This window comes from Streptomyces sp. NPDC030222 (assembly GCF_055573115.1).
In genome coordinates, this window is sequence record NZ_JBVICA010000044.1 from 1 (window position 1) to 11,623 (window position 11,623).

The 11,623-nt window shown below is 70.7% G+C and carries 17 protein-coding genes; all 17 read right to left on the reverse strand.

Annotated features, from left to right (window positions below; translation table 11 throughout):
- Positions 1–450: endonuclease domain-containing protein (locus ACZ4Z5_RS32910; protein WP_468269877.1), on the reverse strand; the 450-nt coding region annotated here is incomplete at its 3' end.
- Positions 451–909: 459 nt separating this feature from the next.
- A complete protein-coding gene (locus ACZ4Z5_RS32915) occupies positions 910–1,959 on the reverse strand; it encodes an MSCRAMM family protein (protein ID WP_468269879.1) in 1,050 nt (349 codons plus the stop codon).
- A 51-nt stretch (positions 1,960–2,010) separates the two neighbouring features.
- A complete protein-coding gene (locus ACZ4Z5_RS32920) occupies positions 2,011–2,505 on the reverse strand; it encodes a hypothetical protein (protein WP_468269881.1) in 495 nt (164 codons plus the stop codon).
- Positions 2,506–2,539: 34 nt separating this feature from the next.
- Entirely contained in the window at positions 2,540–3,406 is an 867-nt protein-coding gene (locus tag ACZ4Z5_RS32925; RefSeq protein ID WP_468269883.1) for an SPDY domain-containing protein, read from the reverse strand.
- 13 nt (positions 3,407–3,419) lie between these two features.
- Positions 3,420–4,622 carry an ATP-grasp domain-containing protein gene (locus ACZ4Z5_RS32930; protein ID WP_468269907.1) on the reverse strand — a complete coding sequence of 401 codons (1,203 nt, stop codon included), beginning with the start codon at positions 4,620–4,622 and terminating at the stop codon, positions 3,420–3,422.
- Between the two features lie 88 nt (positions 4,623–4,710).
- Complete coding sequence (locus tag ACZ4Z5_RS32935) at positions 4,711–5,031, reverse strand: hypothetical protein (protein ID WP_468269885.1); 321 nt, start codon at positions 5,029–5,031, stop codon at positions 4,711–4,713.
- A gap of 5 nt (positions 5,032–5,036) precedes the next feature.
- Positions 5,037–6,290 carry an MFS transporter gene (locus ACZ4Z5_RS32940; RefSeq protein WP_468269887.1) on the reverse strand — a complete coding sequence of 418 codons (1,254 nt, stop codon included), beginning with the start codon at positions 6,288–6,290 and terminating at the stop codon, positions 5,037–5,039.
- Positions 6,287–6,799, reverse strand: a complete 513-nt coding sequence (locus ACZ4Z5_RS32945) for a hypothetical protein (RefSeq protein WP_468269889.1) — start codon at positions 6,797–6,799, stop codon at positions 6,287–6,289. Before ACZ4Z5_RS32945 ends, ACZ4Z5_RS32940 begins: the two co-directional genes overlap by 4 nt.
- Entirely contained in the window at positions 6,796–7,632 is an 837-nt protein-coding gene (locus tag ACZ4Z5_RS32950) for a winged helix-turn-helix transcriptional regulator (RefSeq protein ID WP_468269891.1), read from the reverse strand. The genes ACZ4Z5_RS32945 and ACZ4Z5_RS32950 overlap by 4 nt, the downstream gene beginning before the upstream one ends.
- Before the next feature lie 49 nt (positions 7,633–7,681).
- The gene (locus ACZ4Z5_RS32955; protein ID WP_468269893.1) at positions 7,682–8,086 is read right to left on the reverse strand and encodes a hypothetical protein; all 405 of its coding nucleotides are present in this window, start codon (positions 8,084–8,086) and stop codon (positions 7,682–7,684) included.
- A gap of 14 nt (positions 8,087–8,100) precedes the next feature.
- Positions 8,101–8,550 carry a hypothetical protein gene (locus tag ACZ4Z5_RS32960; RefSeq protein ID WP_468269895.1) on the reverse strand — a complete coding sequence of 150 codons (450 nt, stop codon included), beginning with the start codon at positions 8,548–8,550 and terminating at the stop codon, positions 8,101–8,103.
- Positions 8,547–9,011 carry a hypothetical protein gene (locus tag ACZ4Z5_RS32965; protein WP_468269897.1) on the reverse strand — a complete coding sequence of 155 codons (465 nt, stop codon included), beginning with the start codon at positions 9,009–9,011 and terminating at the stop codon, positions 8,547–8,549. The genes ACZ4Z5_RS32960 and ACZ4Z5_RS32965 overlap by 4 nt, the downstream gene beginning before the upstream one ends.
- A gap of 101 nt (positions 9,012–9,112) precedes the next feature.
- Entirely contained in the window at positions 9,113–9,427 is a 315-nt protein-coding gene (locus ACZ4Z5_RS32970; protein ID WP_468269909.1) for an SH3 domain-containing protein, read from the reverse strand.
- A 180-nt stretch (positions 9,428–9,607) separates the two neighbouring features.
- Entirely contained in the window at positions 9,608–10,327 is a 720-nt protein-coding gene (locus tag ACZ4Z5_RS32975) for a hypothetical protein (RefSeq protein WP_468269899.1), read from the reverse strand.
- An 18-nt stretch (positions 10,328–10,345) separates the two neighbouring features.
- Positions 10,346–10,762 carry a hypothetical protein gene (locus ACZ4Z5_RS32980; protein WP_468269901.1) on the reverse strand — a complete coding sequence of 139 codons (417 nt, stop codon included), beginning with the start codon at positions 10,760–10,762 and terminating at the stop codon, positions 10,346–10,348.
- Between the two features lie 18 nt (positions 10,763–10,780).
- On the reverse strand, positions 10,781–11,263 hold the full coding sequence (locus tag ACZ4Z5_RS32985; RefSeq protein ID WP_468269903.1) for a hypothetical protein: 483 nt from the start codon (positions 11,261–11,263) through the stop codon (positions 10,781–10,783).
- Positions 11,260–11,623: DUF4913 domain-containing protein (locus ACZ4Z5_RS32990; protein ID WP_468269905.1), on the reverse strand; the 364-nt coding region annotated here is incomplete at its 5' end. The genes ACZ4Z5_RS32990 and ACZ4Z5_RS32985, both read right to left, overlap by 4 nt.

Here is an 11,623-nt window from a genome sequence, read left to right on the forward strand (position 1 = left end):
AACGCCGCCTTCTGGCCGGCGAGCTGGCGGATCTGACAGGTAGGAGTTCATGCGTGGCCAGTCTCGTCGTGCCTCGTCCAGGTTCTCGTACCAGGCAACGCCGCGTGCATTGCAGGGCATACAGAGCAGCCCGCGAACGCACTTTGCGCATCCGGAGCAACAGGCGTGATCGTGGTCGATCTGCCAGTACGAGGGTCCTTCGGTCGCAGCGTCTCCTGGGCTCTCTCCACAGATCGCACACGCGTCATCCTGTGCGCGGAGGATGGCATTTACCTGCCAGACTGTCAGTCCGTATTTCTTGGCCTGCCGTTCGGCGGCGGCGCACAAGTGGCAGCGCAGTCCAGCGGCAAAGCCCTCCTCCGGATAGACCGGCCCGCGACAAAGGCGGCACTCATCCTCCTCGTCAGGCCAACCGTCGTCTTCCCAGCCCGGAGCTCGCCGCCTCTTCATCCGCGGAATCTAACCCGCCGAACTGACAATCCGAGCCTTCAGAGCTGTCCCGCAAGCGCGGGCTGGCCCCCGCCAGGTGATGTCAGGGACGAGGGCCGTCGCCGGGTCCGCTGAGCTGTAAGTATCTGGGCGGCCGGGGCGCGGTACAGCCATCCAGCGACCCCAGTCCCCCGCCCCCAACGACTAGGTTCGCTCGTAAGGAACCCGAAGCGACCGGGTTCGCAGTCGAACGCTGTACGCGCGAGCATTGTCCACGGCTGTCGGCCCAAGTCGGCCCGGGAACTGTCTGACCTCGCCGATCGGCTGGCAAAAGGAAACAAGTTCCGGGTGCAGGACCGGAAGCTGCTCAGGCCCGACCTCGTGGAGTTGCGGGAGACCGGCCGTGGCGCCGGGGACCTCTGCTGGAAAGGGGAAGCGCAGCAGGCCCCCGGGTTCCCCGGGGGCCTGCTGTACGGATGGTCAGTTCGACTTCTCGGTGCCGTCGTCCTGCTCGGGCTCGGAGGTCGTCCGCCGGCGGGCGGCGATGACCGCGCCCGTACCGGCGGCCAGGAGCACTCCGGCCCCGCCGAGAATCCACGGGGTGGCGTCGGCGCCCGTGTGAGCGAGGGAGCCGGCCCGTGTCTTCGGGGGTGCTGTGTCTGCCGTGTCCGCGACCGGGGCGGGAGACGACTCAGCGTCGGACGCGCCGGTGGCCGTGGTGTCCGGCTTCGGCTCGCTGGTGGCTACTTCGCTCGGCTTGTCTGCGGGCGCGGATGGAGTGCCGGTCGGCTGCTCCGTCGGCTTCTCGGTCGGCGTGGGCTTGGCAGAGGTGTCGGTCCTGGCATTCGTGACGGTCACGGTCACGGGTGCGCCCGGGCCGACGGTGAAGCTCTTGGTGGGCTTGTAGAGGTCGTAGCCGTCGGGGGCCTTGACCTGCCGGACCCAGCACTCGCTCTTCCTGCTCGTGACCGGTAGTTCGCCTGTGGTGGTGCCCTTCGGGCCGGTGGTGAGGGTGAGCAGGGTCTTGTCGCCGCAGCCGATGTTCACGGTCGAACCGGGAAGGAGCTTGCCGGTCTTGTCGTCCTTGGCCTTCAGAACGACCTGGGCGGGCTTGAACGGGTCGATGATCGTCAAGCTGGCGGTGGCGCCGGGGGTGACGATCACGTCCTGGTCGGCGACGACGTTGTGGAGGGGGCTGCCGGAGGAGGTCTCCTTCAGCCGGTAGATGCCTGGAGCGAGCTCGGGGAAGGTCAGCTTCCCCTGGGCGTCGGTCTTGCCCGTGCCCGCCTCCTGGCCGGTGCCGTCGAGGAGGAGGAACGCCGCGCCCTGAAGAAGGTCGCCGGCCGGATCCTTCTTGATGATGGCCACACTGCCTGCGGCGGACTCGGTCGTCTCGGTGGGAGCGGTGGAGGTGGACGGCGTCGGCTCAGGCATCTGAGCGCTGGCGGTCGGGGCCCAGGTGAGCGTGCCGGTCACCGCCGCGGCGACGGCGACGGCAGCGGGCAGGCGGCGGACAGGGCGGATACGCAAGAAGAACTCCTGAAGGAAGAAGAGGACGAGGGTGGATGCGGGCTGGGAGTCTCAGCGGGACCGGTTTCCGCTGCGAGTGGGAGGCGCGACCGGTGCCATCCGAGAGGTGCGGCCAGGAGCGCGGGACGATGCGGTCGTCCTCCGGTCACCGGGGAACCAGACGGACGCGTACTGCTCGATGGCCTCGCGCAGTCCGCCTGTGTGGGCGCCTTCCCAGGGCACCCAGTCGGGACGTTCGCGGAACTCGTGGAACGTGCCGTACCCCGACTGCCTTGGACTGCGCCCCTGGGCCGCGTCGCGGTGGTCGAAGGTCTTGTGATCCTCGAACCGCAGTTTCACGACGTCGAGTTCGCCTCGGTCCTGGTGAAGGGTGGCCAGACGAAGACCGTCGTACTCACCGGCACGGATCGTCCGGGCGAAGTCGATGCGCAGCCGTAGCGGGCTGCCGGGGACAGGGGTCGCGTAGTAGGTGTTGCCGACGACGGCTGCCTCGGCGAAGGGAAGCTTCAGGTGGTTCACGAAGAACTCGTCAGCAAATAGGGCCAAGCGGGTCTCCGGTCGTAGGGCGAGGTGGCGCGGGTCAGCGGCGTGGCCCGGGGAGCGCCGGACGGCTGGTGGTGCTCCAGCGCGGAACGCTGTGGGAGGTGGTGAGGGCGGCCGGGCGACGCGCGGCGCGCTGGACGTCGAGCGGGGTCGGGCCTGGCGGACGTGGGGGCACGACCGGGGTGAGCTGGGCCATGCCCTGGACGTAGCTGTGCGTCTCCTCACGCCACCGCGGCAGGGGTGCGGGATCGGATACGCACTCGATGAGGGCCTTGATCAGGGCGACGGGGGTGTCGGTGCTGGCGGTGGCGTACCAGGCGGGGCGGTCGATGGAGGTGCCGGCCCACAGCTGCCAGCGGGCCTCGCGGGTGGTCAGCTCGGCTTCCGGGTCGAGAGGGCCGGTGGTGAACTCGAGTCCGGCGAGGCCGTCGGGCGCCTGGATCGCGAGGGCGCCCCAGCGGGGGCGGTCGAGCTGCCAGCCGCGCTGGATGAGCGGGACGGCTGCGAGGAAGGGCTCGCGGTCGGCGCTGCGGGAGTCCGGTGCCGCGAGGTAGGCGCCGGGGCCCTGTTGGTACGCCTCGGCGAGTGCCGTGGTGAAGGCGGTCACGAACTCCGTCGGGCAGGAGTCGTTGAAGCAGACGCCCCAGGTCGGCGGGCCGAAGGGGTCCTTGTAGGCGTTGATGCGCCACAGGCCGTCGTCTTCGCCTTCGGGGAGGTAGCCGAGGCGGACCTTGCGGTCGGGGGCGTTGAGGTAGGCGTTGCCGAGGTCGTCGTGCTGCAGGTTCCAGCCGAGGTCGCGGAGCGGGGCGAGGCCGGGGTCGCCGATCGCGGTGGTTCCGGCGAGGTAGCGCGGGGAGACGTAGACGTCCCCGTCGATGGTGCGAAGGTCGTCGTCAAGTGACATGAGTGTCCGGTGGTCAGGTCGAGGTGGGTGCCGTTTCGACGCGGGCGATGAGCTGGCCTAGGGCGGCCTCGGCGCGGGTGCTGGCAGTCTCAGCGGTGGGGCCGGTGGTGATGAGGTAGCCGATCCGGGCGGTGAACATGTCGCCCCCGTCGACAGGCAGGACGAGCTGGTCGCCGGGGCGCTGCTGGAAGTGGACCTTGTCCAGCCAGGGAGGGATCGGGCCCTCGAACCGGAGGGTGGTGAGGGTGCCGGAGGTCTCGGGGTAGATCAGGCGGATCGCGGCGGCCGAGGACCTGGTCGGGGTGAGGTCCGGGGCGCGGTCGCAGGCGATGTCGGCGGCGGCGCGGGGCAGATCGATGCCGGTGGCGAGGCGGACCAGGTGGCCGATCATGTCTCCGGCCAGGCGGCCGTTGACCTCGATGAGCCGGGGGTGGCCGTCGACGAGGCGCATCTCGACGTGGCTGATGCCGTCGGTGATCCCGAGCGCGCGGATCGCCGCCTTCGCCGCTGGGGCGACCATGTCCAGAAGCGGGTCGGAGGCGTCCACCGAATGCGCCAGCTCTTCGAAGAACGGAGGGGCGCTGACGGTCTTGCGGGTGACCGCGACCACGGTGGTCTCGCTCCGGTAGGTAACGCATTCGACCGAGACCTCCGGCCCGTCGAGGTACTCCTCGACCAGGACGCTCGTGCTCTCCACTCCGCGCTCGGCCGCCCGCTCGGCGAAATCGTAGGCAGCGGTGAGCTGGTCGGGGGTGTCAGCGCGGACCACGCCGAAGCTCGCCGCGTTGGCGGCGGGTTTCAGCACGACCGGGTAGCCGATGCGTTCCGCCGCGGCACGTGCCTGCGCGCGGGTGCGGACGCTCACCGAGGCGGCCGACGGAACGCCGTGGCGGGCGAACAGGGTTCGCGCGGTTGCCTTGTTGCGGCATACCTGCGTCACCTCGGGGGCGGTGGTGGGCAGGTCCAGTTGGCGTGCGAGGCGGGCAACCGGGACGAGGTACCACTCGGTCCAGGTGAACACGCCGGCCAGGTCGTAGCGGTCGGCCAGCGTACGGCCGGATGCGGACAGTGCCGCCTGGTCGGCCGGATCGGGCACGACCACGCAGTCCTTGATGTACGGCACTTCCCACGAGGGCTCGTCACTGGTGATGAGGACGACGTCGTAGGCGGCTGCCACGGACTGCAGGCAGTAGCCGCGATACGCCTCTGCTTCCATGTCGGCCGCGGCAACGACCAGGACGACGGGGCGGTCGGGCAAGAACAGGCTCCTCTAAGAATCAGATGGGGGCGGAGAACGCGCGATTTCACGGGCTGCGCCGGCGGCGGACCTCGATGGCGGAGACCCACTCGGGGTGCTCGGCGAGCAGCCTGCGGGCGTAGAGGGCGGTGTAGTTGTTGTTGAGGCCCTTCACCCCATGCGGGTGGCGCCAGCGCAGGGCCTCGAACAACGCCTTCATGCCGACCCGCTTCGCCCCCTGGGCGAGCCGCTCGGTGATGAGCTGCTCCAGCGCCCGGTACACCCATGGGTGTTGGGCGTCGAAGGCGTGGAACTGCTCGCTGATGCTCGGGCCGTCTCGGTGCGGGAGGCCGAGGCCGGGCAGTCTGTCCTGCGTGATGAGGGACATGAGCGTCAAGGGCTCCTCTCGTACCGGGTGGTCAAGCGGGGATCGACGGGCAGCCTGCGCAGCCGGATGAAGGCGGCTGCGAGACCGAGGGCCTGGAGGACGGCTGCGGCTGTGATGGCGTGCCCGAGCTCGGCGGGTGGCACGGCGGCGACGAGCAGTCCGGCGGCGGGGAAGGGCAGCAGGAGCAGCAGGATCGTGAGGCTGAGGGTGCTGCCGAAGACGTCAGGCGGGATCAGGTGGGAGCGCAGGGTGCGCAGGACGACGGTGAGGCCGCCTTCACCGGCCATCAGGACGGCGATCAGCAGCAGGTAGCCGCGGTAGATGCCGGCCTGCGCGACGGCAAGGGTCGCGACGGAGGCGACGGAGGCGGCAACAGCGCCGACCGGCCACAGGCCCCAGCGGTCGATCGCACGGCGGGCGGCGGTGATGGCGAGCAGGGAGGCGGCGGCTGCGGCGGACCAGATAAGCCCGGCGTCCGAGCTGGAGTGCCCCAGTTCGCTGATCACGATCACCGGCATGGCGGCCTGCAGGAGCCCGATGGCGCAGTTGGAGACGACCAGGCCGCCGACCAGCCAGGCGAGGGCCGGCAGCGAACGCAAGGTGGCCCAGCCGGTGCGCAGTCCTCCCTGCGCCGACGCGGTCCCGAGCGGATCGGTCCTACTGCGGGTGCCAAGCACTGCCGCGAGGAGGGAGAAGCCGGCGAGCGTCCCGAGCATCACAGCCGGTCCACCGTGCTCCAGCAGCAGGCCGGAGACCAGGGGTCCGGCGAGCATCGCCGTCTGGTCGATGCCCAACAGGACGGACTGCACGCGGTGCGCCCGGGCTCCGGCCGTGCGGCTCGCCTCGCCGCCGGCGGTCTCGGCCGCGACGTAACTGAACTCGGTGACCACACCCGTGATGGCGGCGAGTGCCATCACCGTGACCGTCACTGCCGGTGCCCGGGTTTCCAGCGTTGTGAGCAGGAGCGCGGCGGCGAGGACGACCAGGGTCCGCACGATGCAGGCGGTGCGGAAGACAACAGCGGTTCCGTAGCGGTCGACCATGGTGCCGGCCACCGTGAACGCGCCAAGGCGCGGCAGCCACTCCAGCGCGAAGGCGAGCCCGGTCAGCGTCGCCGAGCCGGTGGTGGCCAGGACCAGGAGCGGGATGCCGTAGGTGGCCATGGCGAACGCGGCGCCATCGGCGGTACGGGGCAGGTAGACGCCGCGCAGCAGGGTCAGTGGGGGGCGGTGCGCGTGATGAGTGGTGCGGGCCCTCACTCGGCGCACTCGGTGCGCTGGGTGGCCTGCGGGTTGGCATGCAGCCACTGGATCAGCAGCTCGCGCGGCCCGGCAAGGTCCGTCGCTGCCTGTGCACGGGGCGAGCCGTCGGGCACCGGACGGTGATGACCGCCCTCCTCGCCAAGCTCCGGCGTCTGGGCGAGGAGGACGAGGGTGTGCTGGATGCGACTGGTGAAGTCGGCGACCGGCGCCGGGTAGGCGTGGCGCCGAGCCCAGCGGGCGGTCGCGTAGTAGACGTCGGCCAGCTCCAGGCCGGACGTGGTCAGGTCCACCCCAGCGCCGGGTCTGGCGCTGACGAGCCGCAGTGAGCGTGCCACGTCCATGGCCTGCCCGATGTGGTGGGGCGTGAGATCGGAGAGCATGCGTGCCAGCCCTCGCCGGGGAATGGCGCCGTTGTCGTCTATCTCGGTGATCAGGCGGATCAGGGCCGGGGAGGACAGCACGGTGCAGGCGTGCTGGACGGCGCCGGTGTGGATCGCGGTCGTCATCGGCGCGGGCCTCCCGCCGGGAGTGCCGCCTTGGCGTGCGAGAACAGCTCGCGGTGCCGCCACGCCGGCGGTGAGGGCTGGCCAGTCCTGGCCGGTGTCGGCGCTCTTGTCGGCGCGGGGAGTCGAGATCGGTGACTGACCCACTTCTGCGGGGCAGGCGTCGTGCCCTTTCCTCCCCAGATCGGGTGACGGGTGGCCTGCGCGAGAGGTTGGCCGGCGGACCATGCGGACAGAGCCCCGAAGACGCTGCCGAGGCCGTTGCCGGCCATCGACAAGCGGTAGGGCTGTCCGGTGCCGGCGGTGTCGACCAGCCCGTCGGCGACGAGCTGACGAAGCGGCGGGTAGATGTTGGTCCAGTCGCTGCTGGGCATGACGATGCTGGCCAGGGCACGGCCGCTCGCCTCTCCCCGGGACTTCAGCACCCACAGGATCGCGGCGGCATGCCGCCGGGTGAGGAGGGTCAGGCTGTCCTCGATCTGCTCGATCGCGGGCAGCGGCCGGTCCGGCTTCTCCAGGTGGTCCTCGGCCCAGGTGGCGATCAGCGGCAGCACCGGCATCAGCGCGGCGCCGCGGTCGGTGTGGCCGTAGGTGACGTGCCGCTGGGTGTGTTCGGTGCGCTGGACGAGGCCGGCATCGCACAGCGACCGCAGCTTCGGGTGGAGCTGGCCGCTCTGCAGCCAGGACATGCGGTCCGCCAGCTCCGTGTAGCGCAGAGGCCGGCCGGAGAGCGCCAGCAAGATCCGTACGTTCCACCGCGGGGTGATCATGGCGAGTGTCTCGGTGACCCGGGCAATGTCGGCATCGGTGTCGGGAGGCAGACCGGTGAGGGCCAAGGGAGGAACTCCTGGGGTGAGTGACGGGGGGGGGGTTGGCCGCGCAAGATCAGCGGCTCGGAGCGCTCGCGGCCGGAGCGGCCGGAGCAGGCGCCAGCACGGCGGCGGAGACAGGTGCGGGCTGCGTGACGCGCCCGAGGCTCTGGAGAACGGCCAAGACGGTCTTGGCCTGCACGTCGCGGACGGCGACGGCTTCGGCGAGCCGGCGCGCGCAGTCCAGGACGTGCGAGACCTCGTGTGCGCCGATCTGCCGCTCCGGGTGGACGAGCCGGATAAGGCGGTCGCGGTGGAAGGCGATGCTCTGCTCAGCGAAGGCCAGGTCGTGGTGACTGCCGAGAAGGGCGGCGAGCATGCCTGGGGGATGGTCCTGTGCATGGGTTTCGAGGGCGGCGAGCGGTGCGCCGTACAGCTCCTCGATCCGTCCGGCTATCTCGGTGGACGTGAGGTCGGGCACTTGGCTGGGGCTTTTCACGGTCGGCGTGCCCGGGCCGCCCCGGCACGCAGAGGTGCCGGGGCGGCGACGGCCGGGGGCAGGACGAGGGTGGCCTTGGGCTGCGTGAACTGGACGGCCGGGGACTGCCGTACGAGGGGCGGCATGGTGCGCAGCAGGTCGTCGAGCGCGGCGCGGTAGCCGTCGCGGGCGTCCAGCGCCGCCTCCAGCCACTCCGCGTCCATCCGCAGGGTCTCCGCTGACAGCTCGTCCACGTCCCGGGCGGGCGCCATGGCGGCGTGCACGCGGTCGCGGACACGGGCGACCTGTTCCTCGGCCAGGGCGAGGAACGACCGCAGCTCCAGGGCGCGGGTCACCGCAGGGGAGGCATCGGCACCCATCGCCGTCTCGTACAGCTCGGCGAGGGGAGCACCGAAGACGTCCTGCAGCCGCCCGTCGACGGTGCTGGGCTTGTGCCGGACGCTCACCGCAGGACTCCGCGCCCCGCTGCCGTCGGCGTCGTCACCGGCCGGAGGGGCGCACTGGTCTGCACGGCCGGACCCTTACGAGCCCCGCGGCCCAGACGCGCAAGCCGTTCGGCTGCGAGTCCCTGCTTTCCGGGGGCCGCCGGGTCGAGGAGCCAGCGCACGACCATGGCCCGCCCGTCGCGAGCATGGACAGCGCCGTTGACGCGGTGGGCAAGGCCCATCGTCGGGTCGTCGACCTCGCTGGGCTGGGTTTCCAGGGCGGCAAGGAGGTCGTCCTCGGCCCACACCAGCGCCATCTGGGATTCGACGAGAAGGCCGTGCCACTTGACCAGTTCTGTGGCCTCGGGATTGGCAGCCGGCGCCGCCGAGACCGCAGCGGTCAGCTCGTCCATGTTCATGGAGAACCGGCGCTCGATCTGCGCAGTGAGCACGCTCACGACATCCTCTATGTCGTCGGACAAGGAGAACTCCCTTCCGCAGGGCCTAACAGCCCGGGATTTCACGAGGGATTCGGGACGGAGCCATGGCTGCAGCCCCGTTTCCGTCTGTCAGTGACCGCCTGCTAGCTCAGGCACATTCGGACGTCCCGGTAGACGTAGGTGCCGGACACCCAGCCCTTCACGCCGGTGGTCCTGTCCGTGATGTAGAGCCAGTTGCCGCTCTTGTTGTGCACGGTGAACTTGTGGCTGCGGTAGAGCACGCCGAGGGCGGTGGACTTCGTGGTGGCCTTCGACCGGATGGTGACGGCCGTGGTGTGTACCTCGTACGGCAGCGGCGGCAGGTCGTGACAGCTGCTCGCAAGGGCCGCGGGCACGGCGGCGGGTGCCGCGCTGGCGGTGGTGGCGGACAGCACCGGCAGGGCGAGGGCGCCGAGCATCGCAGCGGATATGGCAATTCGGGTTGAGCGCATGCGGAAGAAACCTCCGTAAAGGCATAGGGATTACGTGGGTGGTGCCGCGGAGGTCGTCCCGGCGGCTGTATAAGAGTCCGGAGAATCGCCGGTTTGGCTAACCGGCGATCGTCGGCTATGTTGCGCCGCGCCCGCCCGCCTTGACGCTTAGCGCGATCGGCCGGACGGGCGCGGAACAGGAGCCTGCAGCAGGGCAGTTGGGCGGGTGAATGCGGCTGCCCGGCGGACCGGCGGGAGGGGGCCGGCCGCGCCGGTGAGCCGGTCGTCGCACCACTGCAGGGCCTCGGCCTTGGTGTTGAAGCCGCCCTCGCGCAGGGTGTGGGTCCACGCGTCGGTGTCGACCTCCTCGACCACGACGCGGAACGGAGAGGGGGCTCGCTCGTCCAGGGCGCGCAGCGCGACGACGGTGACCATGTCGTCCGGGTCGTCTCGGGTGTAGGAGTAGCCCATCGCGTAGTGGTCGCCGTCGTCTGCGAGGCGCCGCTCAAGCGCCCGCGTCGCCTCATCCGCCGGCGGCGGACCCAGCTCAGGGTTGAGGCCGATGGCGTCGGAAGGGCAGCCGCGGTGGATCAGCCAGGACTGCGCCATCGCGGGCAGCGGCAGCAGAGCCTTCTCGAAGGCGAACGTCCGCTTCTCCTGGTCCCGCTGCAGGTGCACGGCGACGTGCTGCGGCATGCCGGGGTGACCATAGGTGGCAGTGCGGTCGAACAGGGCGTAGTAACTGTGCACGCCGCTGGCGGTGTGGTGTTCGGCGAGGGGGACGAGCATGTCGGACCGCGCTTCGATCTGACGGTAGAAGTCAAGGGAGACCTGTTCGTCAGCGTCGAACTCGTCCAGTTCGAAGTCGACTTCGGGGATGCTCTTCAAGGGGCCTTTCGGTGGCGGTCAGCGCCGGCGTGCTGGGGCTGAGGGCCATGCCCCGGGTCGAGCCGGAGGCTTCGGTACCTGGGTGGCGGTGGGTGCCCGGCGGGCGGCGATCACGCGCGCCGCGGCGGAGTCGCGCACGGCGGCGGCCTTCTCCAGTTGGTCGACCGTGCGGTCGATGCGGTCGAACAGGGCGGCATCGACGGGGAACTCGCCGCTGGACAGACGGTGGAGGAGCGTTCGGTAGAAGGTCACCCCGGTCTCGGCCGTGACCAACTCGCGGTGGTGATCGGCTAGGCGGGCGTGGGGCTCGTCGAGGACGCCGCGGTCGCGGTGGGTCCACAGGGTGTCGACGTCGTGGCCGGTCGCGGCCTCGACGCGGTGGTCGAGCTGGGTGACCGCACGCCGGGCTGCTTCCGGCGTGGGATCAGGGGGCATAGGAAGGTACTCCTTGGGTCAGCGGACGTGGTGGTGCGCGGCGCCGAGGGCAGGGCGGGGCAGGCCGGGCATCGCGGAGGGCAGCGGTCCCGGCTTCGGGGCGGGCTGGCGCGTCGTGAGCTGCGGCGAGCGGGAGCGGGCAGCGTGGGTCCGGGCGCTGAGCGGCCGGCGCGTCATCCCCAGCCGTTGCCCGACGGTGTCGTACACGTCATTGCGGGCTCTCGGCCGTACGGCAACGACGTGGATCTCATTGGCGTGCGCGGACGTCGGCGGCGCCGGACGAAGCGCGTACACCACCCTCCACTCCTTGCGGGAGTCGACGACGAGCTTGCGGTAGCCCGACAGGTCACCGGTCAGCTTCGTCCCGAACAGTTCGGCATTCACCACGTCCTGCAGCTGGGCGAGTGCAAGGTCGCGGATGTCGCCGGGTGCCTGGAGGAAGTCGGTCAGAGCGCGCGGGTCGAAGCTGAGGCCGAAGGCCGGCTGCTGCCCCGTGTTCATGACGTCGGCTCTCCTGGCTCACCGGAACCAGAGGCGTCCCTCTCAGTGGTGTTCGTCTTCTCAGAGCGTGCCGACGGTGGCGGGCCGGGCAGGATCCGGTGCGCGGGACGCTCCGGGGAGGTCATGCATGCCGACAGAGGGCCGCCGGGTGCGCGGATCGCCGCGATGGCATGGGTGAGAAAGTCCCGGTGCCACACGAACAAGCCGGACAGCCCGGCTTCGGGGTCCTTGTGCTGCTGGTAGGCGAGCCACAGAGCGTGGAGCCACGCGACGACGTCGTCGTGCTCCTGCCACTGCAGGCACCAGGGCGCAGCCGTGGTCACCTCTGCCCCGTAGACCGGCAGGAGGAAGTCGTCGACC

Bases quoted from the DNA above. Each gene is read 5' to 3' on its own strand.
- ACZ4Z5_RS32935 (WP_468269885.1), bottom strand. From the start codon at position 5,031: ATGTCCCTCATCACGCAGGACAGACTGCCCGGCCTCGGCCTCCCGCAC.
- ACZ4Z5_RS32980 (WP_468269901.1), bottom strand. From the start codon at position 10,762: ATGCCCCCTGATCCCACGCCGGAAGCAGCCCGGCGTGCGGTCACCCAG.
- ACZ4Z5_RS32930 (WP_468269907.1), bottom strand. From the start codon at position 4,622: ATGGAAGCAGAGGCGTATCGCGGCTACTGCCTGCAGTCCGTGGCAGCC.
- ACZ4Z5_RS32925 (WP_468269883.1), bottom strand. From the start codon at position 3,406: ATGTCACTTGACGACGACCTTCGCACCATCGACGGGGACGTCTACGTC.
- ACZ4Z5_RS32985 (WP_468269903.1), bottom strand. From the start codon at position 11,263: ATGAACACGGGGCAGCAGCCGGCCTTCGGCCTCAGCTTCGACCCGCGC.
- ACZ4Z5_RS32970 (WP_468269909.1), bottom strand. From the start codon at position 9,427: ATGCTCGGCGCCCTCGCCCTGCCGGTGCTGTCCGCCACCACCGCCAGC.
- ACZ4Z5_RS32945 (WP_468269889.1), bottom strand. From the start codon at position 6,799: ATGACGACCGCGATCCACACCGGCGCCGTCCAGCACGCCTGCACCGTG.